Origin of the sequence: Stieleria magnilauensis (genome assembly GCA_007753675.1) — a bacterium.
GTDB classification, from domain to species: Bacteria; Planctomycetota; Planctomycetia; order Pirellulales; family Pirellulaceae; genus Stieleria; species Stieleria magnilauensis.
Window position 1 is genome coordinate 2,536,974 of record CP036432.1, and the last position, 26,969, is coordinate 2,563,942.

Consider the following 26,969-nt stretch of genomic DNA (forward strand, 5'->3'; position numbering starts at 1 on the left):
TCGTACAGGCACATGGAGGTGCCGCGCTCGTGATTTGGAAACCCAAACGAATTCGCCGTTCATCACGGAAGCAACCGTCGGAAGTCAAGCGTCGTGCGCCTCGGCCACAGCACTTGGAGCGACGTGAATTGCTGGCCGCTGATCCGATTCACGTCGGAGTCGTGTATCTGGAAACGGACTATCTGGAATCCGACAACGACGTGGGCAGCGATTCCAAAGGCGATCGTTTTATCCTGTCGTTCACCGGAGGCGCCGCGGACACCGAGCTGCAGCAACTGCGGATTCGCACCGACAAAGACGGCGATGGCATCTCCGTCGGCGATCCGATCTTTGACACCCAAATCGGCGGCCGCGGCAAAAGCAACGCGCACCATTTCCAGATCATCAAGATCGAAACGCTCGACGGCCGTATCGCGACGGCGGAAGCCACGGTCGCCGATGGCGGGCAAGAGTTGGTCTTGAACCTGCAGAACTTCCGCGCCGGCGATCGATTGGAATTCACCCTCGACGTCGACGAAGTGCTGCGCAATTCGCTGGATCTGGCCGTCTTCAACGATCGCTTGGACGTCATCACGTCGGGACAGGAATTTCAGGATTCGATTCTGGAAGCTGTGTTTGAAGCGCCGCACTATGAATCCGCTACCGCCGACGCGATCTTTTTGAATGATTACGGCGCGCCCCATCTGCAGCATGGACTCAATCTGCCGCCGGATGAAGGCAGCGGCCCGGACAGTCGCCCCAACCGTAGCGCGGCGGCGGTCGCGACGACCAGCCAAACGCCCAAGCCGGTTTCGATCAGCGGTGGAGTCTGGCTGGACAACAACTTGGACGCGATCTGGCAAGACGATGAAATCGGACTCTCCGACGTCGAATTGGCCCTGTTCGCGGCTGGTCAGGATGGCCACTATGTGGACACCGGACACCGAGTCCAAACCGACAGCTCCGGTCGCTACGAATTTGCGCGATCGCTGAATCTGATGCCGGGGCAATATCGTGTGGCGCAGCGGCAACCCGACGGGTTGTTCAGCGTCGCCGCGGTTCCCGGATCGGTTGGCGGTCAGACGACGGGCGTGGTGACGAGCGTCGATGTCTTGTCGGCGATTCAAATTCCGTTCGGGGATACCGACGCGATCGAGATGAACTTTGCCGAAGCGGCACCGGCGTCGATCGGCGGATCGGTGTATCGCGACGACAATGACAATGGCGTCCGCGACTCCGGCGAAGCTGGGATCTCGGGCGTCACGGTACGATTGGTTCCGATCGATACGATTGCGTCCCAAACCGTTAGCACCGCGATCACCGATGCCTCCGGGGCCTATTCGTTCGATGGGCTTGCGCCGGGCGTTTATGAAATCATCGAGGTGACCCAGCCGGTTGATTTTGTCGACGGGACCGATGCGGCCGGAACCATCGACGGGCAGATCGTCGGGGCGGCGGTGAATCCGGGCGACCAGATCCGCGACATTCGTTTGGACGGCGGTGACGTCGGCATCGATTACAACTTTGGCGAACTGGCGCTGGGAGAACTATCGGGTTACGTGTTTCTGGCCGCGCCGGGCGAGGATTGTGAAGGCGTCCACACACCGGGGAGCAATGAGCCGCTCGGTGGCGTGATCGTCGAACTGCAGACCCCCGACGGAAACGTGATCTCACGCGTGACAACGACGCCGATGGGTCACTACAGCTTTGACTCGGTCGCTCCGGGCACCTACCGCATTGTGCAGTACACGCCGTCGCATCTGCTCGACGGTGCCTCTCACATCGGCACCATCGACGGCATCCACAGCGGAACGGCGAACGACGGAACGATGATCCAGAACATCATGCTGACGCCAGGCGGTGTCGGCGTGGAATACAATTTCTGTGAAATCGCCCCCGTCTCGCTTTCGGGCTATGTCTATCACGACCAATCCAATGATGGCCGGCGAAACGTCGGCGAAGCCGGTATCGGCGGTGCGATCGTGACCTTGATCGGTGAAGACGGCCAGATCGTTGCGACGACGGCGACCGACCATGACGGGCGTTACGAATTCAACGACCTGCCACCGGGTGTTTACGAAGTCCGCGAAACACAACCGGATGGATTCTTGGATGGAATCGACTCGGCGGGGCGCGTCGACGGCGTCACGGTCGGCGATGCGTCGGACGACTGGATTCGAAGGATCGATCTTCCGCAAGGCTTGTCGGGCACGGAATACAATTTCGGCGAACTCTTGCCCGCATCCCTTTCGGGACTGGTGCACGCGGACCTGGATGGTGACTGCGTTCGCGATGAAAACGAAGTCGGCTTGGCCGGCGTGATGATCCGGTTGCTCGATGAGAGCGGTACCGAAGTCGCATCGGCGGTCACCAACGCGGACGGCATCTATCGATTCTCCGATTTGATGCCCGGTCGCTACACGGTCGTGCAAGATCAACCGGAAGGCTACTTTGACGGCGGGTCGAAACCCGGATCCGAAGGTGGCGTGGCGAGCGAGAACCTGATCCGTGAGATCGAGTTGGAATCCGGCACGGTGGCAACGGACTACGATTTCTGTGAAGAACCGCCGACAAGTCTGGCCGGTTCGGTGCACGTCGACAGCGACGGCGATTGCGTCCGCGACGAAGACGAACGTGGACTCGCCGGGGTCACGATCGAACTGCGTGACGCAAGCGGGGCGCGCGTCGCGACGACCACCACCGACGCAAACGGCGACTACCGTTTTGACGGGCTGCGTGGCGGCGACTACAGCATCTTTGAAGTTCAACCGGCCGGCTATCTCCAGGGCGGCCAGAAACTCGGCAGCGCCGGCGGTGTCGTCTTGGGCGTCGACTTGATGTCCGTTTCGCTGCAACCGGGCCAGGCCGCGGTCGACTACCTGTTTTGCGAATACGAGCCGGGCACGCTGTCCGGAACGGTCTGGAGTGACAGCGACCAGGACCAGATTCATGACGCCGACGAAGATCGGATCGGCGGTGTGACCATCAAGCTGATCGATGAAAATGGCGTCACGCTGCGAACGACGACGACCGACGTGCAAGGTCGCTACGTTTTCGACCAGCTACCGCCGGGTGTCTACAGCGTCCGCCAAATGCAGCCGGCGGACTACTTTCACGGCGGCCAACGGGTCGGTGACCAGGGCGGCGTTGCCGTCGAAGACGACTTGATTGTGGGGATCAACATCGGCAGCGGGATCGATGCGTCTGATTACAATTTCCCCGAAGTCCCACCGGCAATGATCTCGGGATTCGTTTTCATCGACGGAGACGCGATTGAAACGGAAGACCCGATCGCGGCGGAGGATCTGCGTCAGTATCGCGACGGAGTGTTCACCAGCGACGACACGCCGATTGCAGGGGTCCGAATTGAGATTCGTGACGCCGACGGTGGCCGACTGAACGATGACGCATTCTTGTCCGGGGACGCGTCGGAGCATTCTGTCGTGATGACCGACAGCGAAGGCGTTTACGTATTCACGGGACTGCGACCGGGCACCTACACCCTGTTCCAAACTCAACCCGAGACACTCACCGATTCGATCGACACGCCGGGCACGACCGGCGGTTTGGCGGTCAATGCGGCCGATGAGTACACCGACGAACAAGCTCAGCTGATCGCTTCCATCGATGCCACTCAATCGTTTGACGCGTTGTTGTCGATCAGCGTCGGTGCCGGAATCGAATCGCAGCACAACAATTTCAGCGAAGTGGTCATCGAAATCGTATTGCCACCGGTGGAGCCGCCGGTCGAACCACCTGTCGATCCGCCCGAGTTGCCTCCGCCGTCCGATATCCTGCCGATCCCGGAAACGGTGCGCCTCTCCGCCCCACCGCCACCCATCGAAACGTTTGACACGAAAACGATTTCGTTCACCGCAGGCGAGGTCGCAGAGCGAACGGTACCGCATTTCATCGGCGAAGTCGACGCAGTGACGTGGCACTTGAGCGTGATCAATGGCGGTTACCCGCGAGGCACCGTCGCTACGGGTAACCAATTCAAAGAAGTCGCGATGAAGCGAATGAGTCAGAATTGGTCCGAAGGTGACCACGCCGAAGGCTCGTGGAAGTTGTTGACGATCGAGGGCGAAGTCCGGCAAGAGAGCAAGCAGATGACGCTGGGCGCCGAAGACGCGGTCGCGCTGGTCGGAGATTTCAACGGCGACGGACATGACGAAGCCGCGGTGTACGTCGCAGGTCAATGGTTCGTCGATCTGAACGGCAACGGAGTCTGGGACGAGGGTGACCTGTGGATCTTGCTGGGGACGGCGATGGATCAACCGGTCGTCGGCGACTGGGACGGTGATGGCAAAGACGACATCGGCATCTTTGGACGAAAGTGGGAACGCGACCTTCATCGCGTCAAACTGGATGCCGGCTTGCCGGATCCGTCCAACCGTTCGCGACGCTTCCTGGAAAACCGCAAGACGCTCGGCTTGGTGTCGGCACAGATGCGTGGTGAAGATCGCGCGCGGCTGCTGCGGCGGGGTAACGATGGTGAGTTGCGGGCCGATGCGGTCGACCATGTTTTCCAGTTCGGCGAAGACGTGGACACGCCGGTTGCCGGTGATTGGAACGGCGACGGGATCGACCAAATCGGAACCTTCCGCGGCGGCACCTGGGTGTTGGATGCCGAAGGCGATGGACGTCGCAAAGCCGGCGAAACCACCTTCGACTTTGGACAGCCCGGTGATCGTCCCGTCGTCGGCGATTTCGATGGTGACGGCATCGATGAAGTCGGTGTGATCCGCGGTAACACCTGGATCATCGACTCCGACGGCAACGGCAAAATGACGGCCGATGACCTGCGAATCGAACTGCCGCCGGGCGACGCCGACGCCCAACCGATCGTCGGTGACTGGGACGGCGACGGCAAAGACGAACCGGGTTACTACAACCGGGCGGGGTGAGGAGCTGTTAGCTGTTAGCTGTTAGCTGTTAGCCAGAGTACTGAGTACTGAGTACTGAGTACTGCCGAATCCGGTGGTTTTTGAACGACCTGTGTTGCGAAAAGGCAACGCGTCGGTGGGACGGAAACAACGCGGTTTTGGGGTTCGGATGCAGCTCCGTCGGTTCTGCCCGGCATCGGACGATGGAACGTCTGCTTCGGCACGAATTCTGCATTAGCGAGACTGCACCTCTCGCGTCTCGTCCTTCGATTGCAGTCAACCGCCGATGCATTGCGTTACCCTTGCCGACCTCGCCGCCACGCTGTCCCAGCACGGACCTTCTCTACTGGAGTTGCGGCCGCGTGTTCCGTCCGCAACGATCATACGGTATTGGACGGCATCTCGTTCCCGACATGAACTGTGGCACCGCGTGATGTCTCGTTATCGAGACGCCAAGAACGCAGGAAACTATGGGCGACTGGCGGACTGGTGGTCCGAGCATCGGGTGGTTCTGGAAGAGATCTTGGTGTCCGAACTGTTGACCCGCGTCGTGGCAGCGATCGGAGCGGAGACGGCGGCGACGGACGGCGCCGAGAACCACGAGAGCCACGAAAGTCTGGCCGCGGTCACACACGGGATTTACCTGGGGCAAATCGAAGCCAGCAATCGAGTGGCCCAAATCATCTTGGAATCCTGCGGTGCCCGCGTGGAAGACACCGTGCGTCTGAATCGATTGCGATACGGGGTCGAGCGTTGGACGGACTGGCTGATCGGCCGCGTCAGCGTGCATCGGGATCGATCGTTTCAATACAGCATCGACGCGGAACGATCCAAGACGTTTTACGACGAAGTCCGCGAGGGTGCCTCGTGCACGCACCGAGACACCACGACGTGGTTGATGAATGCGGCGATGCGCGAGATGTTGGTCCGTCGCACCAGTGAGAAATCGGCGTTGGCCCACGCCAACCACGAAGTCGCTTCGTCCGCCCTGGCTCTGTTTCGGCCCGAGCTGTTTGACGACTACGGCGTGCCGAAGTCTGTTTGGTTGCACCGACTGCAAAAAGACGCCGCCAAACTCAAGCCGTTTGACTTTGCATTGGTCGGCGATTGAGCCCTGTCGATTTCTTGCACCGACAGCCCATTGACGCGTCCCGGTGGATGGCCGGTGATCGATCAATCGTCACTGGCCAAGATCTCCACACGCCCGGCGTGGCTGATCACATCCAGGCCCGGAGGCGGCAATCGGTCAGGCTGTCACGTGCGGCGGGGTGAAATGACTACTGTGCCCACGGATGGCAGCGTGAACCCACGGATGTTTGGCACCCTGTCATCCGTGGGTTCGCGCTGCCATCCGTGGTTATTAGTTTCGATGGTTCGCCTGGGAAGAAGACTGAAGTGTTTCGTCCAGATTGAGCCTTGGGGTCGAGGACGTAGCGGAAGCCAATCCCACTGATTTCCTACCAACCTTTTACGATGCGCGGCCTGAGAATTCGGGCTTGGTTTCGATCAAGATGTCGAGAATGTCTCGGCGCATCTTCGGAGTCAGGTGTTCGAAGTCCGGTGAATCGTCTCGGCCTTCGAGGATCGCAAACAAGCGGGCGACGACTTGTTCGCGAACCTGCTTCGGCAACGCATCGAACGCGGGTGAATGAATCAGGTAGCTGCACGGGTACTTGAACAATCGGGTTTGCAAGTCGAACTCACGGAGCGATCGACCGCGTGAATCTCTGATCCCGCGTGATGCGAATTCCGCTTCGAAATCCGACGCTCCCTTCACCGCGTCGGTCAACTGAAACTCGTCGACCATCAACAGGTAGCGCAGCACACGGTCGGCCGACGCTGCGATCCGCCGCTGGGCACTCTCACTGATGTGATCCTTCGGCCGCTCCAGCAGTTCATTCATCTGATAGGACTGGTGCAGGGCTTGGCGCGTTTCGTAGTTGGCCGCCGCAATCGCATTGTGCATTTGCGTTTGGTGTTCCAACACCATCAAGGCCACGATGTCGCTGTGCGGCGCGATGTAATCGTCGGTGTCGATGTACTCGTCCAAGTCGGATTGATTCGCGCCGGGATCACGATCGAACGTGTATTCGTCGCCTTCACAAATCGTGTTGCCCATGTGACGCATCTCACCGTGGCTACCGGTGACGTACCAACCGCCCCAGCGCTGTTCGAAGGGGCTGGTGTGGTCGGTCAGAAACGTGCCACTGCCCAACTTGGGACGGCCCGCGGGGTCCGAGAAGACGCTGCGGATCAAGTAGCCGGGAACCCCCTGTGTGCGGCTGGACGCGTGGCAGGACAAGCAGTTGCCACGGTCGCGAACGAACGACGGCTGGTCGTCCCGAGCGGACTGTTTCAGCGTGTAAAAAATCGCTCCCTGGTTCGCATCGGTCGCGGCAAACTCGAGCACGTCACCGTTTTGGCAGTAGCCGACATAAACATCGTCGTTAAAGTAAAGCGCACGGGGTCGCCGTGGAGAAATGCGATGCAATTGGAGACTGGTTTTGGAAAACACCAACGTTTGAGAACTGACCGGGACGTCCAACGCTTCCAGCACCGATTGCAGGTACCCGAACTGGTCGTCGTAACGGAGCGTCGTTTCGCCGGATTCAAGTTTCTTGGACAGTTGGGCGACCGGGTCGTTGACCTCCGCGTCGAGATAATTGATCGGCTCGCGTTCAAAATTTCCCTGCTGTGCGAACGAATCGGAAACACAGAGTGTGGTCGTGAGAACCGTGACCAGTACGACGATGGCACGCCGAGGACGCATTGACAATCTTCTCCGGCACACGGGAAACTCCCTACAAACGTGAAAACGTGGCGTTCATGAACCCACTGATGCTTCGACCGAATCGAAAATTGGCAGAGCACCAAGCCACCGATCAGGTTATATTTTAACATTCTGCACGTCAATGTGCACTATTTCGCCGTTTCCGAGTTTCGGGCAAATTCATGCTATCCAAAACCGCCGAATACGCCCTTCGCGCCGTCGCTTGCATGGGGGGCCAGCCTGGGGAACCCGCCTCGGCGGACCGTCTGGCCGAGCAGACGAAGGTGCCGCGCCGCTATTTAACTCGCGTGCTTCAGGATTTGGCTGCGGCCGGCTTGGTGCGTTCGCGACCGGGGCCGGGAGGCGGGTATGAACTGAGCCGCTCGACGGACGAGCTGACGATTCTGGACGTGGTCAATACGGTCGCACCGATCGAGCGGATCCGCCGCTGTCCGCTGGGGCTGAAGTCGCACCACAAGCTCTGTCCGCTGCACGCCGAACTCGACAAAGCCTACGCGGCGACCGAAGCGGCGTTTGCCGGCGTGACGATCAAAGCGCTCGTCGAATCGACCAGCGAGATCATCCCGCTGTGCGAATCAAAATAGTGGCGTACGCTTCCAGCTTGCGTTTAGCACGATTTGGCAAGGTCTTCGAGCATCGCGTCGAAGGCTTCCGATGGTTCGATCTCGGCGTCGATCGTCAGCGCCAACAGTGGCCGCTTGGCGATCCGGTCGGTCTGTAACTTGACCAGATCTTTTTGCGTGCAGATCAATTGCTGTACATCATTCAAACCGTCGGCCCAGCGATTGAGTTGCTCGATCGTGTCGCGATCGTATTGGGCATGATCCGGCAGCACCTTTTCGGCGACGACTTCAGCGCCCCCGTCTTCGACGGTTCGGCGGAAGGCGGCGGGATTGCCGATGCCGCTGATCAACGCCACGCGCTGACCGCGCAAGGCGTCGACGGGCGTACGTTGATCGGGGTGCTGCAGCAAACCGCTCGGTCGATGATTTGAACGCAGGACCAACAGGTCTTGATTGCACGAACGGATTGCCTGCATCACCGCCGCGATGTCTCCTTCGGCGACTTGATCACATCGCGTCAAGATCGCGACCTGCGCCCGCGTCAGGCTTGCGATCGGCTCACGCAACAATCCGCGTGGCAACAAGTGTCCGTAACCGAACGGGCACGTCATGTCGATCAAGACGATGTCCAGGTCCCGATGCAGGCGGCGATGTTGAAATCCGTCGTCCATCAGAATCAATTGTGATTCGAGTTCATCGACGGCGATCCGTGCAGCCTCGACGCGATCGGGGTTTTGCACGTGGGGGACATCCGGCAACCGCTGGTGCAGTTCGGCGGCTTCGTCATTTTCATCCGCATCGCCTCGACCGTAACCGCGCGAGACGATCGCCACACGGACGCCGTGCTTGCGGAACCGCCGTGCCAGATCAGCGACGACGGGAGTCTTTCCCGTGCCACCGGTCGTCAGGTTGCCGATACTGATCACCGGCGCGTCGCAGCGTTGGACGCCGTGGCCTTGATCGAAGCGACGATTTCGCCGCGCCACGACGACGGCGTAGGGAACCGCCGCGGCCGATAACCCGGCTCGCATCAGTCCGGCGAACAGACCGCGACGCCGGCCGCTCATGATCGATCGATAGTCCAACGCGAATGACTGAGGGTGTTGGCGGAGCGGGAGTCGGGAACGGAAACGTTGTGAAGCATTGATTTCAGTGTTTTACAACGTATTAGCGGCAGTCCGCGAGAGGCCTATCGATTTGGTCGATGCTCCGAATTCGACGCGATGACGGTAGCCCGACGCGTCAGTGAGGGGCGCTGCGTGGCACCTTGCCATGCATAGGGGCTCAATCGGGTTGCCGAATCCAGTGGCGGGGACGCTCGGCGGCACCGCTGCCGGCTTGGTCATCCGGGGGCGGCAATTGCGACAGCACCGAGAAGTCACCGGATTGGCTGGATCGAGCGGGTGGACCGACGGCCGCCGAGCTTGCCAGTTGGGCGCCGGGAGGGTTGGCGGGATGACTGGGGGACGCGACCGAGTTTGGCGCGGCGGCATCAGCCAGCGAAGGGGGCTCGCCGATCGCGTTCTGGTAAACCCATTGTTTGCCATCGGGGGAGATGGCCGCGGGAGGAACGCTGTCGGTGTGCAGGCCCGCGATCGATTGATCGACGTACTGGGTCTGGGCAAACACGCGTTCCAGTTCGGCCAGCCGCTGTGCTTCATCGGGGCTGGTCGCTCGATCGGCGACGGCTGCGGTGGCGTTGAACCGGTTTTCGTAGAAGGGGTCTCGATCCACCGGCACGGCCAGATCCTGGTAGGTGAGCGGCAGTTGTCGCGGCGGGGTCGACTGTACCGGTGGCGAATAGTCCGTCCGCGGGTCGTAGACGACGGGGACTTGGACATCTTCGGTCACTTCCCGGACCAGCATCTCGATCGACGCGTCATCAAACGGATCGGATTTGGTTTGCTTGGTCCCGTCTTCGATGGCGGAGGCATCGGGCAGCGTTGGCTTGCGAAACGGCAGGGAGAAGAGGATCCCGCCGCCCAGAATCAGAATTCCGAGAGAGGTGCGTCGCACGCGAAAACCTGGGGCTGGAGAGGAAACGGAGAGGGCTCACCGCCGGAGCGGGTGAGGTTGGGCCAGTTTCTTCCATGAAGGTCAAGGCGCTTCGTGCGATTGAATCCTTTCGTCACGTCCGACACCTGCGGTCCAGCCTGGTCGGGCAATTCCGCCGGATCATCGAAGCCGCCCCCCGGTCCTGACGGTTGGGAAAACACTGCGGCATCGGCGAGGGCTGTGCCCTACGAAAAACGCTCCGTCGATGATACGCTTTCCCGTTTCACACACGCCCCCTGTTTGAACAGAGCCATGGAAGCTGGGATTGTCGGATTGCCGAACGTTGGCAAGAGCACGCTATTTAACGCATTAACGAGCTCGCAGGCCGCCCAAAGCGAGAATTACCCGTTTTGCACGATCGAACCCAACGAGGGGATCGTCAACGTTCCCGACGAACGTTTGGGGCGAATCACCAAGTACATCGTTCCCCAAAAAACGATCCCGGCCGCGCTCAAGTTGGTCGATATCGCTGGGATCGTCAAAGGCGCCAGCGACGGCGAAGGCTTGGGCAATAAATTTCTCAGCCACATTCGTCAGGTCGACGCGATCGTTCAAGTCGTGCGCTGCTTTGAAGACGCCGACGTGATTCACGTTTCGGGTGCGGTCGATCCGCTGGCCGACATCGACACGATCGAAACCGAACTGGTTCTGGCGGACCTTCAGACCCTGGAAAACGCCCTCGCCAAAGCCCAGCGGACGGCTCGCAGTGGTGACAAAGAGGCGAAGATTCGGGTGACCGCGATTGAGAAATGCAACGCGCATCTGGAATCGGAGCAGCCCTTGCGAACGCTGAACTTGACCGAACCGGAAGCCAAATCGATTCACAGCTTTGGTTTGATGACGGCCAAACCGATCTTGTACGTCGCCAACGTGGACGAAAACGACTTGGAAGGAAAAGATCCGCTGGTGGACAAGGTTCGCCAACACGCCGAGACGTCGGGAGCCAACGTGGTCTGCGTCAGCGCGAAACTGGAAGCCGAATTGGCGGAACTCGACGACGCCGATCGCGATGAAATGTTAGCCGACGTGGGGTTGGAAGCGCCGGCGCTGAGCACGATCGCGCAGGCCGCCTACAAGACCCTGGGGCTGCAAAGCTACTTCACCGCGGGCGAAAAAGAGGTCCGGGCCTGGACCATCCCCGTCGGCGCGACCGCTCCCCAGGCCGCCGGCGTGATTCACAGCGACTTCGAAAAGGGGTTCATTCGCTGCGAGGTCTACACGCTCGAAGACCTGGAAACCTACGGCAGCGAGAAAGAAATTCGCCAAGCCGGTAAACTACGCGTGGAGGGGAAAGACTACGTTATGCAAGACGGTGACATCTGTCATTTCCTTCACAAAATCTGATTCGGCCACCCTCAACTACGAAGCACTTCCGCTCAGGTATTCATGACTAAGATGCTGATTCCCATCCTCTTTGCCCTCGGCACTGCACTCTTCTGGGGCTGCTACGGACCAACCATTGGAAACGCACAGGCACCGCGGATCGATGGGAAACCGTTGTTGCCGCCCGATGGCTGGACGCCGTTTAAGCCCTACGTGTTCATCGGGATCGCGTATCTGGTGATCGCGATTGCCGGCGGGTTGGCGATGATGAAATTCAAAGGCGACAGTTTCAACTATTTCGCTCCTGTCCCCGGAGTCGATGGCCTCTCACATTTTGCGACCGCGAAATGGGGATTCCTGGCCGGCACCCTCGGGGCTTTCGGCGCGCTCTGCCTGACGACCGCAATGATGACCAGTCGCGGCAACGCGTTGTTGGTGATGCCGATCGTCTTCGGCGGTGCCGTTTCGGTCACGGCAATTGTTTCGATCATTAAACTGCGTGGGCACGGCCCCTTGGAAATCAACCCGTTGTTGTGGGTCGGGATGGGCTTGACCGTTGTCGGTGTCGTCTTGGTGGCGATGAACACGCCGCACGGCCACGCGCCCAAAAAGGCGGCCGTTCCGGCCACCGAGTCGATTGCAACGGCCGATGCCGCCGCCCCCGAGAAACCGGAATCCACGGAAACGTTGTGAGATGAACGCTTCACCGACCGAATCACGCGACCGGGTCGAAGCCATTGACCATCAAGTCGCGCATCTTTGGATGGTGCGAACATTCCTCAAGCACGCCGACGAAGCGGAAGACGACGAAGAACTACGGAGTGTCGTCAGAGACATTTACGACTTCATCCTGGCGGTCGGGCCGATCGACGACGTCCAGGACGATGCGGTCTATCTGAAAATGGCCAAAAAGAAACTCTCCAAGCTCCGCAAAGCCACCGAGTTGTACGAGGAGATTCAACCCGAAGTCAGCGGGCACACCAACTTTGTGATGGCCGCCAAGTCACTCCGTCTGGCGCTCGACGCCATCACCCACATCGTCCATCCCCCCGTGGCGTAAGCTTCCAGCTTGCGTCTCTTGGCCCCTGGGCCAAACCCTAACCGCCCCCCAACCACCACGGCCCCTTCCGTGCCCGATTCCAAATCCAAGACGAAAGATTTTATCGATCCGACGTTTCTGTTTCGGTTTGAAGTCGAGATCCGTCAAGCGGATTTGGAATGGACCTCCAAGGGCCTGAAACTTCCCGAGAGTTGCCGGATGCCATCGTTCGGGGCGCTCGGTGGCCGCAAGGTGTTTGCCGATGTGCGTCTCGGCTGGTCCGAAGACGGGATCGGGGTCCAGATTCTGGTCAATGGAAAGCGGCAAGTGCCTTGGTGCCGCGAGACGCGACTGGATGAAAGCGACGGCTTTCATTTGTGGTTGGACACGCGATGCAGCCCCAACATTCACCGGGCGACACAATACTGCCACCGTTTTCTTTTCATGCCTGCCGGTGGTGGTCCGAGGCGCGAACGACCGATCGCGTCTCTAATCGAAATCAATCGCGCCCGCGGTAACCCCAAGTCGATCGCGGCCGACGCGTTATCGATCAAAGCGTTCGCGCGTCACGACGGCTACGAGTTGTGCGGTCTGATCCCCAGCTCCGCACTGACCGGATTTGATCCATCCGATCAATCACGTCTGGCGATCTATTACGCCGTGATCGATCGCGAACTCGGTTGGCAAACGCTCGGCGCCGGCCCTGAATACCCCGTCACCGAAGACCCCAGCCTGTGGGCCGACGCGGTGCTGGTTTAGTTAGCTGTTAGCTGTTAGCTGTTAGCAGAAAAATGATGGACAGAAAAATGGACGATGAACGGCAACGAGTCAGACAAGAAAATGGGTGACAGGAAAATGTCGGACATCGTCTGAAGACGGAAGTACTGATAACTTGGAACCTGAAACTTGAAACCTAAAACCCCCTCCCCGAAGGTCTCACCGTGAAGTTTCCGTTGCTGGTCGCTCTCTGCCTTTGGATGGCATCGATCGCTGTCGCCGATGGCCCCGCCGACAATCTCGCGGATTCGGTCCGGCCGATTCCGCCGCTGGGCGAGGACTTGGATGACGCACAGTCGCAACAACTGATCGACGCATGCCAGAACGTCCGCCGCGTTTGGAGTGAATTGCTCGGGCGCGCCGAAGAAAAAGCTCGGTCGGGAAACAAGTGGCAACGGGCACAGCATCAGCAAACGCTCCAGACGCTGTCGGAGTTGACGCCAGAAATCCTGGTCTTTCCCCGTGCGGTCGAACTCGCGCTGGAGTTCAAACAGTTTTACCAACCGAACGATTTCAACAACGCGGTCTCGCTGTTGGAGGAGGCGAAACGTCGGATCGATGTCGCCGGGGTGACGCCGCAATGGAGTCGGGTCGTGGGGATCGGTGACGGAGAGAGCCAGCAACTGATCATCGGCGGCTATCAATCCAAGATCGATCGGTCGTACCAGCCCTACGCGGTGGTCGTTCCGGCCGGATACACCCACGGTGACTCGCGGCCGAGACGATTGGACATCTGGTTTCACGGTCGTGGTGAAACACTTAGCGAAGTCAGTTTCTTGGCCAAGGGACGCACCTCCGCCGGCCAATACACTCCCGCCGACACGTTTGTCTTGCACCCGTATGGTCGCTACAGCAACGCGTTCAAATTTGCCGGCGAAGTCGACGTGTTGGAAGCGCTCGAACACGTCCGCGACCACTTGCCCGTCGACCGGTCGCGCACCAGCGTACGCGGTTTTTCGATGGGCGGCGCCGCATGCTGGCAGTTTGCGACCCATTACGCCGATCGCTTTTTTGCCGCCAATCCCGGTGCGGGGTTTTCCGAAACGCCTGAGTTCTTGAAGTCGTTCCAAGGCGAAGACCTTTCGTCGACTCCGGATTACCAGCGGACGCTTTGGCGACTGTACGATTGCCCCCACTGGTCACGCAATCTGGTGCACTGTCCGACCGTCGCCTACAGCGGAGAAATCGATCGCCAGAAACAAGCCGCGGATGTGATGGAGGCGTCGTTGGCCCGGCACGGTATCGATTTGGTGCACGTCATCGGACCGCAAACCGCGCACAAAATCCACGAGGATTCCAAGGTTGAAATCGAAGCTCGGATGAATGCTCTGGCGGCATCGGTCCAGCCGACGGTGCCACGGACGATCGATTTCACGACGCAGACCTTGCGTTACAACCGCATGCACTGGGTCACCGTTGACGGTTTGAAGAAACATTGGGACACCGCGCACGTTCAGGCGAAATTCATCGACGCGGAAAGTCAGACACGCATCGCGGTAGAGACATCCAACGTGACGCACCTGCGGTTGGACTTTGCTCCCGGACAGTGGCCGGGACGTCTGCCCGAGCGTCCCATCGTCGTTATCGATGGCTCCGAATGCCAAACGCCGGCGGTGCGATCGGATCGGTCTTGGAGCGCGGAGTTTGTCCGTCGCGACGGGCGTTGGCTGTCCGGCAAGATCGACGAGGCCGGCGTTCGCAAGCGACCGGGTTTGCAAGGACCGATCGACGACGCCTTCATGGACTCCTTTCTGTTTGTGCTTCCCTCCAAACCATGCGATGACCCGGCCTTGCAAGCTTGGGTGGCTGCCGAAGCCGAACACGCACAGTTGCATTGGCGAAAGCACTTTCGCGGCGACGTTCAACGGGTTCTGGATCGCCAGCTGACGAAAGAACAAATCGCCACCCACCACTTGGTCCTGTTCGGCGACCCGGAATCCAATTCCGTGATCGCCCGACTTGCCGACGCCCTGCCGGTCAAATGGAACAACGACACCATCGAGCTGGGATCGAAGACCTGGCCTCGCAAGGCTCACGCGGTCGCAATGATCTATCCCAATCCGCTAAGCCCCGACCGCTACGTCGTGCTCAACAGCGGCTTCACCTTTCGCGAATACGACTATCTGAACAACGCACGCCAAACGCCCAAGCTGCCCGACTGGGCGATCCTGGAGATCGACGACGGCGCGACGATGCGAGATCCCGGCAACGTTGAAGCGGCGGGATTTTTTGACGAACGGTGGAAGCCTTGAGGCGATGGTGACGGAGAGGCGTTGGGGGAGAAGGTGGCATAACGGATGGCAGAATGATACGGGGCAGAATGATGGGGAGAACACGCTGAGAGGGCGTGCTGCTTCACTTGTTCCCGGGCCCTAACCATCGCTGTGAAGCATTGATTTCCGATGGTCTTAGCGGAAGGGCGCAAGTCGTCCGGTTTGACCTTGAAAGACCGGAGGGCTCGCGTCCTACCGCTAAAATAAACCAACGTTGTTAGCGGAACGGCGCGAGCCGTCCGGTGCCGGCGTAGGTAGACCGGAGGGCTCGCGCCCTGCCGCTAAAATAAACGAACGTTGTTAGCGGAACGGCGCGAGCCGTCCGGTGCCGGCGTAGGTAGACCGGAGGGCTCACGCCCTGCCGCTAAAATAAACCAACGTTGTTAGCGGAACGGCGCGAGCCGTCCGGTGCCGGCGTAGGCAGACCGGAGGGCTCGCGCCCTGCCGCTAAAATAAACGAACGTGGTTAGCGGAACGGCGCGAGCCGTCCGGTGCCGACGTAGGTAGACCGGAGGGCTCGCGCCCTGCCGCTAAAATAAACGAACGTGGTTAGCGGAACGGCGCGAGCGGCCTGTCGGTTTAGTGTATCCACAAAACGAGGGGAGGTGGCTTAGTAGGCATCGTCACGATGTTTGCTATTCTTGGCGGATCGTCGTCGCGATTCACTTCTCACGCAGGGAGGCTTGCCCAGTGAGCCAGAGACAACCCAAGACCAGCTATTGGCAGGAAGCTCCTACACCACGCGGGCAACTGGTCCTCATTCCCACCGCCCTGGAGGAACTCATCCCTCAGGATCATCCCGTTCGCTTGGTCGACGAGATTCTCGATCAGATGGACTGGACTGATTGGGAGGCGGCCTACAACGGCGGATTCGGTCAGCCGCCGATCCATCCCAGCGTAATGGCAAAGATCCTGCTGTTTGCCATGATTCGGCGAATCCGATCCAGCCGGAACATTGAATACGAACTCAAGCATTCGATCGATTTTATCTGGCTTAGCAGCGGTCGCCGCATCGATCACAGCACGATCAGCGACTTCCGCCGAAACAATAGTGATGCAGTCAAAGGCATCTTCAAACAAATGGTCAAGCTGGCGATCAACCTGGGGATCGCCAATCTCTCGGAACTGTGCATCGACGGCACACGCATCCTGGCTGACGCCAACAAATACAAGACTTGGACGGCCAAACGATTAGCCAAAGCACTCGAAGAACTTGACGCGCAAATTGATGAGGCCCTGGAAACCTTCGAAGTCAACGACGCATGCGACGAAGATCTCATCGGCCAGGACGTTTCGGCGGACCGCATCCCCGCCGCCGTCGCCAACTTGAAGTCACGCCGCTCACAACTGGCCGCTCATCTGGAGACGGTCAATGCGATGGACGAAGTCCGCAGGAAAAATGGGACGAAGGGCCCCGCCCAGTTACCCAAGACTGACACGGACAGTCGCATTCTTCCCAATAAGGAGGGTGGTTACGCAGCCAACTTTACTCCGATGGCGACGACCGAAACGCAGAGCGGCCTGATCGTTGCGGCGGACGTCTTGATCGGCAACGTCGAACACCACGAATTTGCCACCATCGTCGACTGTGTGGCCAACGACTTTGGAATTGACATTAAGCGAGTCATGGCTGACTCGGCTTACACGACGGGCAAAAACCTCACTGCGGCTGAGGAAAAACAGATCGAACTGATTGGCCCGCTTGCCGAAACCAATCGCGAGAACAACCCTGCCGAGCGTTCGGATTTGACTGAGCCCGTTGCCGCCGATCAGATTGATCAGTTGCCGGTTAATCCACAAACCAAACGATTTGACAAAGCAGCGTTTGTGTACGACGAAGCGAACGACTGCTATTACTGCCCGGCAGGCAAAGTGCTTTCACATCGGACGACCGAGAACACGACGCATGGCGACGGCTCTCCGGTGCAGCGAAAGGTTTACACCTGTTTTGAATGCGAGGGCTGCACGCTGGCTGGGCGTTGTCGCAAGAACGTGAAGCCAAAAGACGAGGCAAGCAGCAGCGAGGCATCGTCCCAGGAGTCCAGCGAAGCGACCTCGTCGGACAAGCGAGCGGGCAAGCGACGTGGTCGCAAGCCTGGCCCGCCACGTGGTCGCGAGACGATGCATGATGAGCATGAAGGAGCGCGACGTCGGCAGCGTGCGCGAATGGAAACGCCTGCAGCCAAAGAGGCTTACTCTCGTCGTCAGCATTTCGGTGAAACGCCTTTCGCCGTGATCAAGAGCACGCTTGATATGCGGCGATTCCTGCTTCGAGGTATCGCAGGTGTGAATCAAGAATGGCGCTGGGCGGCGACCGGATTCAATCTGAAGAAAATCATGAGTTACTTGGCGAAGCTGCGCGCCGCCGCGGCGACACAATCGCTCGGAACAGCAAACTAGGGGAGATAGGGGGCATTTCGAACGAAATCCGCCACAAGCGAACGCCACGATCCCGTCAACACGCTTACCAACGACTCTGGATGCCCCGCATAGCACCATAAAAGCCTCGTCCGGAACCAAAATCGAATCAACCGTCCCCAGGAACTAAATCGACAGGCCGCGAGCCGTCCGGTGCCGACGTAGGTAGACCGGAGGGCTCGCGCCCTGCCGCTAACAAGAAGCACCCCGTTCGGTCTCAAAGTAAACCGAAGTGCCCACTGCGCGTCCGATGGTATCCACCGCAAGCCCTACTCAATTCGCTTGAACGTCACAAGGATGTGCTGATTCTCAGGCGTGGACGTGAAGTCGGTGGGACGGTCTTTGTCGTTTCGCACAAAGCAAAGCTTTCGGTTCTTTTTACCGAGCTGATAGATCCCGACAAATTGATCGCCGCTGCCTCCGCCCTCGGTCGCGGTGAAGTCGATGGTTTTGGGTCTTGCCCTCGGTGAAATCGTGCTTGTGCCTTTGCTCGTTTCCTTGTCTTCCGAACGCACGCTCCATGTGCCGTCATCGCCGTTGACGACCGTGAGCTTCTTCACGTCTTCGTTTTTTGCTTTGTTGCCGGCGATCACGAGCGAGGTGACTTGCCAAGTGCCCTGCAGTTTCTTGCGATCCTTTTGGACGGCCCGGTCTGTCGCATCGTCCGCATGCGCGGCGAGCGGAAAAGCGAACCCAACCACCAATAGCCCCATCACTAAACTACGCATCGCACCGGTCCTCCACCTCTAAACGGACAACGAAAAACATCCCCGATTGTAGGCGTTGCGTCATCCTCCAGGTCCGATCACTTTTGGATTCGGGTATTCTTGTCACCCATTTTCTTGTCGCATTGCCACATGCTCATCGGCGGCAACTCGCCAATTGATTTTTCGGGCGTGCCAGAGCGACGGGACGTCTACCCGGCACTCGCGCAGCACCCAGGTGATCAAGATCGCTTCGGTATTGGCCAACGTGACGCAAACCATCGAAAGGCGCACGAGCCAGGGGGTGATGCCGGCCAGCCAGAGGGCTGTGCCGGGGATGATGATCAACCAAACCCCCTTGGCGGCCCAGGTGTGGTAGCTGGGCAGCCGCCGAAACTTGATCAGACAGGCTAGCCAATTCAACGCATAACTCGTGATCGCCACCAGCATCCAATACTTCTCGGTGGCGACCAGATCGGGCTGGTACGCAATCAACGCGAGCAGCACGGACGAGTAGAAAACGGCGTCCGCGACCGTATCCAGACGTGCGCCGACGGCCGAAGTGGCGTGGGATCGTCGGGCCAGATATCCGTCCAACCATTCGGTGAAAACCAGAAAGATCGCCAAGGCGGCCAGCCAAGTCATCTGCTGGGCGATCGCCAACGGGACCAGCGCCGGGGAGCCTACAATACGGGACGTGGTGATCACGTTGGGAGCCGTCAACCAACGATCTGTTTCAGGTGCGATAGTCACGTTCCCGGCTCTCTCCCTCCTGCAACACCGCAGGCGGTTGGTGGGCTATCCAACGACACGAACCCGAGCATACCATTGATCCGGACACCACCCGAACCGAATCTTTGCGTGCCTTGCAGGCTTCCGACCAGCGACAACGATGAATCAGCAACCCAACAATCCGCTGCACGGCGTCACATTGGCAGACTTGCTGGAGCGGCTGGTCGAACGGTACGGGTGGGAAGAACTGGGCAACCGAATCCAAATTCGCTGCTTCACACACGATCCCAGTCTCAAATCAAGCCTGAAGTTTCTGCGGAAAACACCCTGGGCCAGAGCCAAGGTGGAGCGGCTGTATCTGCGGTCGATCTGCTACGAGAATCGAAACGTCGCTCCAAACTTTGGGAGCGGGGGCGATGTCGACGGACAGGATGGTGAAGACTGAGTGGGTTAGCCAGCGATGGGGGAATCGCAATCGGATGGCAGAATGATACGGGGCAGAATAATGGCTGGCGGATTGATAGGGGCGGCCGAACGATCGGCGGCCTGATGCGTTCGGTGTGCAACCCATCGAGTGGTTGGCCGGGGGAAGAATCCGGCGATGCAGTGTTTTTGGGGTCGTGGTGGGGACGCCAAATACTGGGGCCGAACGGTGCTGTCACAGAAGGGTACTGCCACAGAACAGGCGGTCACAGAACGGACCGCGGAGAAAGAAGTAGCGAGGACTGGACTTGAACCAGCGACCTATGGCTTATGAAGCCACCGCTCTAACCGACTGAGCTACCTCGCCAAGTGCGGGACAGTATGCCAAAGCCGGCCAAGCCTGACAAGCCTCGTCTTGAACTCTCCCGCGGACCTTCTCCGACGGGAAAATCTTCGTCCTTGATTCACCCCACCGGCCGGTCTGACGGCAACGCATCGGCGTCATCGGTCACTCCCGTGACCCCCATCCTGTCCGGCAACTAAATTCTGGAACGCCTGTTCGGAGAGCACCTTGACCCCCAATTCGTTGGCCTTGGTCAGCTTGCTGCCGGCTTTTTCTCCGGCGACCAAAAAGTCCGTGTTTTTGCTGACGCTACCCGACGCTCGGCCGCCCAGTTCCGAGATCAGTTTTTTGATCTCGTCCCGCTTGTAGTGTTTCAGGGTCCCCGTGACGACGAGGGTTTTCCCTTCCAACAAACGACCGCCCTCGACCTCGACGGGTTCGGGGTCTTCCAATTTGACGCCTTCGGCGGCGAGTTCGTCGAGCGTCTTCCGGCCGTAGTCGCTGTGCAAAAATTCATGCAAACTCTTGGCGATGCGATCTCCGATCTCATGCAGATCCGCCAGATCTTCGACCGATGCCTCGCGGAGCTTTTCGAGGGTGTGGTACTTCGCCGTGATCAGCGACGCGACGCGTGGACCGACGTGCCGAATCGAAATCGAGGACAGCACCCGGGCCAGCCCGCGATCACGGCTCTTGTCGATTCCCGCGATCAGGTTTTCAGCATTTCGCTCGCCGACCTTGACGACAATCAATTTCCCATCTTTCCCTTTGCGTTGTTTCAGCCAATCCAACGACGCGACCTGATCGACCGACAGACGATACAGGTCGGCGTAGCTGTGTAGCAGACCGTGGCCGAGCAGCAGGTCCACGACTTCCTCGCCTAGTCCATCGATGTCCATTCCGGGACGGCTGCCGAAGTAAATCAAGCGCTGTTTCAGCTGCGCGGGGCATTGGGGATTGGGGCATCGGATGTAGACTCCCCCGTCGTCGCGAACCAAATCCGTTTCGCACTCCGGGCACGTCTCTGGAAAACGATACGGCGAAAGCTTTCCCTTGCGCAGGTGTTTTTCGACGCGCACCACCTTGGGGATGATCTTCCCCGCTTTTTCGACCACCACCACGTCTCCGATTCGCACGTCCAACCGTTCGATCTCGTCGGCATTGTGCAGTGAGGCGCGCGAGACAGTCGTGTCGGCGATCTCCACCGGTTCCAGGTGAGCCACCGGGGTGACGGCTCCCGTCTTGCCGACTTGAACGCTGATGTCGCTTAAACGTGTGACCGCTTCGTAACGTTCAAACTTATAGGCGATCAACCATCGCGGACTCTTGCTCCGCATGCCCAGTTTTTCACGCTGCGCGAAATCGTTGACTTTGAACACAATCCCGTCGACCTCAAATGGCAGGTCGGGCATCCCCTGTTCCAGCTCGTCGACCGCCTCGATCACCGCCGCGGCACTGGGAAAGACGCGGACATCGGGTGTCATGGGAATGCCATACGCCGCGATTTCCTCCAGGAATTGCATGTGGTTGGTCGCGGCCAGCCCATCGACTTGTCCCACGCCATGGCAAAAGAATCGCAGATTGCGTTCGGCGGCGATGGCCGGATCGAGCAACCGAATCGTGCCGGCCGTGACGTTGCGGGTGTTCTTGAACGGCTCGGCTCCCGCGGCGACTTGCCGTTCGTTCAAGTCGGCCAGGTCCGTGTTGGTCATGTAGACTTCGCCGCGCACCTCCAACACCTCCGGCGCCTTCTTTCCCTTGATGCGGAGCGGCAAATCACGAACGGTCCGGGTGTTGTGCGTGATGTCGTCGCCGACGGTCCCGTTGCCTCGCGTCACCGCAAGCTTCATCTCGCCATTTTCGTAACGCACCGAGGCGGCCACCCCGTCGATCTTGTATTCCATCACCCACTCGATCGGCTGGCCTTGGAGCAGTTTTTCGGTGCGGTCAAAGTAGGCTTTCAATTCCTCGCGGCTGTACGTGTTGTCGATCGACAGCATGGGGACCGAATGCGGAACCTGGACCAGATGCTCGACCGGTTGATCGCCGATGCGTTGGGTCGGCGAGTCGGGCGTGAGCAGATCGGGGTGTTCGGTTTCCAGGTCTCGCAATTCTTCCAGCAGCCGATCGTATTCCAAGTCACTGATCGACGGCTTGGCCAACACGTAATACGCGTGGTCGTGACGGCGAATTTCATCGCGAAGTGCTTGGACGCGTTTTGCCGGAGTCGTCATGGAATCGATCGAAAAAAGGTCGGTGGCAGACAAGGGGGCGACGTAATTTACCGCGTCGCTTCGGGGGCTCGCCACGGGGCACGGTTTGATTACGATACTTGGCGCACGTGAATTCCCCGTCTTCCCCGCTTGTTGCAAGGATTGTCCCATGGCTCGGCTCGCCCACCACGTTTTTTTTACGCTGAAAGACAACAGCCCGGCAGCGGTCGACAGCCTGGTCGCGGACTGCCAAAAATATCTGGACGATCACGACGGAGTGATCGGTTTTTCGGTCGGCCGCCGAGACACCGAGCTAGACCGGCCGGTCAACGTGAAGTTTGACGTCTCGCTGCACGTGATCTTTCGCGATCGCGCGACCCACGACGTGTACCAAACGGCCCCCCGACACCTCGAATTCATCGAGCGTCAGAAAGAGAACTGGGCGACGGTTCAGGTCTGTGACAGCCTGCTGGAAGACTAGAGCCCCAGCTACCTTGAAACATAGGGTGCCGCGGAAAAGGGGTCAGATACCAATGGCACGGGCATGAGTGTTGGTGTGCAGGCTTTAGCCGCCCGGGGTCGCTGCGGAGCAGCGAACGGGAGCGCCTAAAGGCTAGACACCAACGTGCGCTGGTGTGCAGGTTTTAGCCGCCCGGGGTCGCTGCGGAGCAGCGAACGGGAATCGCCTAAAGGCTAGACACCAACGTGCGCTGGTGTGCAGGCTTTAGCCGCCCGGTGTCGCTGCTCCGCAGCGTACGGGAATCGCCTAACCCGGATATTGCATCCGCTTATTCGACTGCCCCTATAGCGCGAAAGCCTTAGTTCGTGTATCTATTGGAGTTACGACACTTCATAGACCACAAAACCAAGGCTTTCGGCAATGACAAAGCGTAAACGAAATCGTCCCGCATTGAAACGCCTCAGAAGGCAGGCCGTTGAGGTAGATTTCGACGGCGGATCGCTCACTTCCGATGGGGGCCTCGTCCTGCTTCGCGAAGTCGACAAAAAGCTCAATTTGATCAAGCGGATCGACCAAGCGATTCACGACCCGCGTGATCCGATTCACACCGTTCATTCTCAAGCGGAAATCCTTATCAGTCGAATCTTTGCGATCGCGGCCGGATACGAAGACGCAAACGATCAACAGCAGCTTCGCGATGATGCCGCCTTTCAAGTCGCCGCCGGACGGCCCCCTCGAATCAATGACAGGTCGGATGACGATTGGGATCCCACTCTGGCGAGCCCCTCGACTCATTCCCGATTTGAAAACCGAATCACCAAAAAAGAACTCTTCGAACTCAGCAAGATCCTCGTCGACATTTTTCTTGACAGCTTCGACACCCCGCCTGATGAAATCACACTCGATCTAGACGCAACGGACGACAAGGTACACGGCGATCAAGATAAAAAGGCTTTCAATGCCTACTACGACAGCTATTGCTTCCAACCTCTGTACGTGTTTTGCGGCGACCAACTTCTCGTCTCGTATCTTCGTCCAGCCAACCTCGGTGATGGCCATCACGCACGCGGAATCACAAAATTGCTTGTTGCAAGGATCCGCCAACGATGGCCTCGGGTCAAAATCACCCTTCGTGGTGACGGAGGTTTTGCGATCGAACGCCTCATGCGCTGGTGCGACAAAAACGATGTCCACTACGTCTTTGGTTTGCCCAAGAATAAGGTTTTGGTCAAGCAAATTGCCTGCGAAATGACTCGCGCAAGAGTCGAGAGATTCCACCGTGGTGGCAAACAAGCCTTTTACAAGTGGTTTCGCTATCGCACCGGCAGGACGTGGGACCGCCATCGCTGGGTGGTCGGCAAAGCAGAGTATACCGCCAAAGGCCCCAATCCTCGCTTCGTCGTAACAAACTGTTTCTCAAGTGACGACATTGTCGACACGACCTACCATCGACCGATGGTCGATGGCAAAAGGCAGCCGCTACAAGTTAAGACTCCAGGGACATGGTGCTCTGTCGCTTATGACCCGGAGAAGTTTTATCGAGAGCACTACTGCATGCGTGGCGAGATGGAGAATCGGATCAAAGAGCAACAGCTTTGTCTGTTCGCTGATCGCACCAGTTGCACCCGTTTTATTGCCAATCAGTTCCGCGTGATGCTTTCATCATTTGCTTACGTTCTACTCGATGGGTTGCGTCGCCTGGGCCTGAGTGGAACGAAACAGAGTCGTCTACGTGTGGACACGATTCGATTGCGACTGTTGAAAATAGCAGCCCGAGTTCGAGTGACTTGTCGTCGGGTGGTATTTCATCTTTGCAGCCATTGCCCCTGGGAACCGCTGTTCAATCAGGTGCTGGCACGTCTGTGCCGTAGCGATTAGCCACTCCCATCGCATCGTGTGGCACCGCGCAGCGACTTCCGGTCGTCTGGGGGTAGGGGGCCCTCTGCCCGCAGCGAATCGATTGCAGCAAAAACCGGCTATCGTGGACAGCCTCGCCGTAACTCAGTCTAAAATCAGAGTCAACCAGTCAGCGGATGCAATATCCGGGCTAAAGGCTAGACACCAACGTGCGCTGGTGTGCAGGTTTTAGCCGCCCGGGGTCGCTGCGGAGCAGCGAACGGGAATCGCCTAAAGGCTAGACACCAACGTGCGCTGGTGTGCAGGCTTTAGCCGCCCGGTGTCGCTGCTCCGCAGCGAGCGGGAATCGCCTAAAGGCTAGTCACCAACGTGCGCTGGTGTGCAGGCTTTAGCCGCCCGGGGTCGCTGCGGAGCAGCGAACGGGAGCGCCTAAAGGCTAGACACCAACGTGCGCTGGTGTGCAGGCTTTAGCCGCCCGGGGTCGCTGCGGAGCAGCGAACGGGAATCGCCTAACCCGGATATTGCATCCGCTTATTCGACTGCCCCTATAGCGCGAAAGCCTTAGTTCGTGTATCTATTGGAGTTACGACACTTCATAGACCACAAAACCAAGGCTTTCGGCAATGACAAAGCGTAAACGAAATCGTCCCGCATTGAAACGCCTCAGAAGGCAGGCCGTTGAGGTAGATTTCGACGGCGGATCGCTCACTTCCGATGGGGGCCTCGTCCTGCTTCGCGAAGTCGACAAAAAGCTCAATTTGATCAAGCGGATCGACCAAGCGATTCACGACCCGCGTGATCCGATTCACACCGTTCATTCTCAAGCGGAAATCCTTATCAGTCGAATCTTTGCGATCGCGGCCGGATACGAAGACGCAAACGATCAACAGCAGCTTCGCGATGATGCCGCCTTTCAAGTCGCCGCCGGACGGCCCCCTCGAATCAATGACAGGTCGGATGACGATTGGGATCCCACTCTGGCGAGCCCCTCGACTCATTCCCGATTTGAAAACCGAATCACCAAAAAAGAACTCTTCGAACTCAGCAAGATCCTCGTCGACATTTTTCTTGACAGCTTCGACACCCCGCCTGATGAAATCACACTCGATCTAGACGCAACGGACGACAAGGTACACGGCGATCAAGATAAAAAGGCTTTCAATGCCTACTACGACAGCTATTGCTTCCAACCTCTGTACGTGTTTTGCGGCGACCAACTTCTCGTCTCGTATCTTCGTCCAGCCAACCTCGGTGATGGCCATCACGCACGCGGAATCACAAAATTGCTTGTTGCAAGGATCCGCCAACGATGGCCTCGGGTCAAAATCACCCTTCGTGGTGACGGAGGTTTTGCGATCGAACGCCTCATGCGCTGGTGCGACAAAAACGATGTCCACTACGTCTTTGGTTTGCCCAAGAATAAGGTTTTGGTCAAGCAAATTGCCTGCGAAATGACTCGCGCAAGAGTCGAGAGATTCCACCGTGGTGGCAAACAAGCCTTTTACAAGTGGTTTCGCTATCGCACCGGCAGGACGTGGGACCGCCATCGCTGGGTGGTCGGCAAAGCAGAGTATACCGCCAAAGGCCCCAATCCTCGCTTCGTCGTAACAAACTGTTTCTCAAGTGACGACATTGTCGACACGACCTACCATCGACCGATGGTCGATGGCAAAAGGCAGCCGCTACAAGTTAAGACTCCAGGGACATGGTGCTCTGTCGCTTATGACCCGGAGAAGTTTTATCGAGAGCACTACTGCATGCGTGGCGAGATGGAGAATCGGATCAAAGAGCAACAGCTTTGTCTGTTCGCTGATCGCACCAGTTGCACCCGTTTTATTGCCAATCAGTTCCGCGTGATGCTTTCATCATTTGCTTACGTTCTACTCGATGGGTTGCGTCGCCTGGGCCTGAGTGGAACGAAACAGAGTCGTCTACGTGTGGACACGATTCGATTGCGACTGTTGAAAATAGCAGCCCGAGTTCGAGTGACTTGTCGTCGGGTGGTATTTCATCTTTGCAGCCATTGCCCCTGGGAACCGCTGTTCAATCAGGTGCTGGCACGTCTGTGCCGTAGCGATTAGCCACTCCCATCGCATCGTGTGGCACCGCGCAGCGACTTCCGGTCGTCTGGGG

The 26,969-nt window shown here is 58.7% G+C and carries 19 protein-coding genes and 1 tRNA gene; 13 read left to right on the forward strand and 7 right to left on the reverse strand.

Annotated elements, in window-relative coordinates:
* Positions 1 to 29: 29 nt before the first annotated feature.
* Both TBK1r_RS09015 and TBK1r_RS09020 read left to right on the forward strand, forming a co-directional pair.
* The gene (locus TBK1r_RS09015) at positions 30 to 4,886 is read left to right on the forward strand and encodes an SdrD B-like domain-containing protein (RefSeq protein ID WP_419581152.1); all 4,857 of its coding nucleotides are present in this window, start codon (positions 30 to 32) and stop codon (positions 4,884 to 4,886) included.
* A 412-nt stretch (positions 4,887 to 5,298) separates the two neighbouring features.
* Positions 5,299 to 5,976 carry a hypothetical protein gene (locus tag TBK1r_RS09020; protein WP_145209105.1) on the forward strand — a complete coding sequence of 226 codons (678 nt, stop codon included), beginning with the start codon at positions 5,299 to 5,301 and terminating at the stop codon, positions 5,974 to 5,976.
* Positions 5,977 to 6,333: 357 nt separating this feature from the next.
* Here TBK1r_RS09020 and TBK1r_RS09025 read toward each other — a convergent pair whose 3' ends face one another.
* Entirely contained in the window at positions 6,334 to 7,635 is a 1,302-nt protein-coding gene (locus TBK1r_RS09025) for a hypothetical protein (protein ID WP_145209108.1), read from the reverse strand.
* A 182-nt stretch (positions 7,636 to 7,817) separates the two neighbouring features.
* On the opposite strand from TBK1r_RS09025, the gene TBK1r_RS09030 reads away from it, so the two are divergent.
* A complete protein-coding gene (locus TBK1r_RS09030) occupies positions 7,818 to 8,240 on the forward strand; it encodes an RrF2 family transcriptional regulator (protein ID WP_095738279.1) in 423 nt (140 codons plus the stop codon).
* 23 nt (positions 8,241 to 8,263) lie between these two features.
* On the opposite strand, the gene lpxK is transcribed toward TBK1r_RS09030, so the two are convergent.
* Both lpxK and TBK1r_RS09040 read right to left on the reverse strand, forming a co-directional pair.
* Positions 8,264 to 9,304, reverse strand: coding sequence for a tetraacyldisaccharide 4'-kinase (lpxK, locus tag TBK1r_RS09035; protein WP_145209111.1), 1,041 nt, complete (start codon positions 9,302 to 9,304; stop codon positions 8,264 to 8,266).
* 199 nt (positions 9,305 to 9,503) lie between these two features.
* Positions 9,504 to 10,235: a RodZ family helix-turn-helix domain-containing protein gene (locus TBK1r_RS09040; protein ID WP_145209114.1), complete on the reverse strand. Its 732-nt coding sequence runs from the start codon at positions 10,233 to 10,235 to the stop codon at positions 9,504 to 9,506.
* Between the two features lie 291 nt (positions 10,236 to 10,526).
* On the opposite strand from TBK1r_RS09040, the gene ychF reads away from it, so the two are divergent.
* The 6 genes from ychF (at position 10,527) to TBK1r_RS09075 (ending at position 18,086) form a co-directional block, all read left to right on the forward strand.
* Positions 10,527 to 11,618, forward strand: coding sequence for a redox-regulated ATPase YchF (gene ychF / locus TBK1r_RS09045; protein ID WP_145209117.1), 1,092 nt, complete (start codon positions 10,527 to 10,529; stop codon positions 11,616 to 11,618).
* A 51-nt stretch (positions 11,619 to 11,669) separates the two neighbouring features.
* Complete coding sequence (locus TBK1r_RS09050; protein ID WP_473772496.1) at positions 11,670 to 12,290, forward strand: hypothetical protein; 621 nt, start codon at positions 11,670 to 11,672, stop codon at positions 12,288 to 12,290.
* A gap of 1 nt (position 12,291) precedes the next feature.
* Positions 12,292 to 12,657 (forward strand): amidohydrolase, encoded by a 366-nt coding sequence (locus TBK1r_RS09055; RefSeq protein WP_145209123.1) that lies wholly within the window; start codon positions 12,292 to 12,294, stop codon positions 12,655 to 12,657.
* 69 nt (positions 12,658 to 12,726) lie between these two features.
* Positions 12,727 to 13,395, forward strand: a complete 669-nt coding sequence (locus TBK1r_RS09060; protein ID WP_419581153.1) for a DOMON domain-containing protein — start codon at positions 12,727 to 12,729, stop codon at positions 13,393 to 13,395.
* A gap of 182 nt (positions 13,396 to 13,577) precedes the next feature.
* Entirely contained in the window at positions 13,578 to 15,665 is a 2,088-nt protein-coding gene (locus tag TBK1r_RS09065) for a prolyl oligopeptidase family serine peptidase (protein ID WP_419581154.1), read from the forward strand.
* Positions 15,666 to 16,376: 711 nt separating this feature from the next.
* On the forward strand, positions 16,377 to 18,086 hold the full coding sequence (locus TBK1r_RS09075; protein WP_419581155.1) for an IS1182 family transposase: 1,710 nt from the start codon (positions 16,377 to 16,379) through the stop codon (positions 18,084 to 18,086).
* 287 nt (positions 18,087 to 18,373) lie between these two features.
* On the opposite strand, the gene TBK1r_RS09080 is transcribed toward TBK1r_RS09075, so the two are convergent.
* Together TBK1r_RS09080 and TBK1r_RS09085 are read right to left on the reverse strand one after the other, a co-directional pair.
* Entirely contained in the window at positions 18,374 to 18,832 is a 459-nt protein-coding gene (locus TBK1r_RS09080; protein WP_145209129.1) for a TIGR03067 domain-containing protein, read from the reverse strand.
* Positions 18,833 to 18,934: 102 nt separating this feature from the next.
* The gene (locus TBK1r_RS09085; protein WP_419581156.1) at positions 18,935 to 19,561 is read right to left on the reverse strand and encodes a CDP-alcohol phosphatidyltransferase family protein; all 627 of its coding nucleotides are present in this window, start codon (positions 19,559 to 19,561) and stop codon (positions 18,935 to 18,937) included.
* A 139-nt stretch (positions 19,562 to 19,700) separates the two neighbouring features.
* Between TBK1r_RS09085 and TBK1r_RS09090 the strand changes: the two genes are divergently transcribed.
* The gene (locus TBK1r_RS09090) at positions 19,701 to 19,985 is read left to right on the forward strand and encodes a VF530 family protein (RefSeq protein WP_145209135.1); all 285 of its coding nucleotides are present in this window, start codon (positions 19,701 to 19,703) and stop codon (positions 19,983 to 19,985) included.
* 271 nt (positions 19,986 to 20,256) lie between these two features.
* Here TBK1r_RS09090 and TBK1r_RS09095 read toward each other — a convergent pair.
* Both TBK1r_RS09095 and ligA read right to left on the reverse strand, forming a co-directional pair.
* Positions 20,257 to 20,330: transfer RNA gene (locus TBK1r_RS09095), tRNA-Met, on the reverse strand.
* Between the two features lie 134 nt (positions 20,331 to 20,464).
* On the reverse strand, positions 20,465 to 22,540 hold the full coding sequence (ligA, locus tag TBK1r_RS09100; protein WP_419581157.1) for an NAD-dependent DNA ligase LigA: 2,076 nt from the start codon (positions 22,538 to 22,540) through the stop codon (positions 20,465 to 20,467).
* A gap of 148 nt (positions 22,541 to 22,688) precedes the next feature.
* Here ligA and TBK1r_RS09105 point away from each other — a divergent pair, with 148 nt between their 5' ends.
* From TBK1r_RS09105 to TBK1r_RS09115, 3 genes are all read left to right on the forward strand, one after another.
* Positions 22,689 to 23,000: a Dabb family protein gene (locus tag TBK1r_RS09105; protein ID WP_095739011.1), complete on the forward strand. Its 312-nt coding sequence runs from the start codon at positions 22,689 to 22,691 to the stop codon at positions 22,998 to 23,000.
* 399 nt (positions 23,001 to 23,399) lie between these two features.
* Complete coding sequence (locus TBK1r_RS09110; protein ID WP_145208447.1) at positions 23,400 to 24,857, forward strand: IS1380 family transposase; 1,458 nt, start codon at positions 23,400 to 23,402, stop codon at positions 24,855 to 24,857.
* Positions 24,858 to 25,459: 602 nt separating this feature from the next.
* Complete coding sequence (locus tag TBK1r_RS09115; protein WP_145208447.1) at positions 25,460 to 26,917, forward strand: IS1380 family transposase; 1,458 nt, start codon at positions 25,460 to 25,462, stop codon at positions 26,915 to 26,917.
* Positions 26,918 to 26,969: the final 52 nt, after the last annotated feature.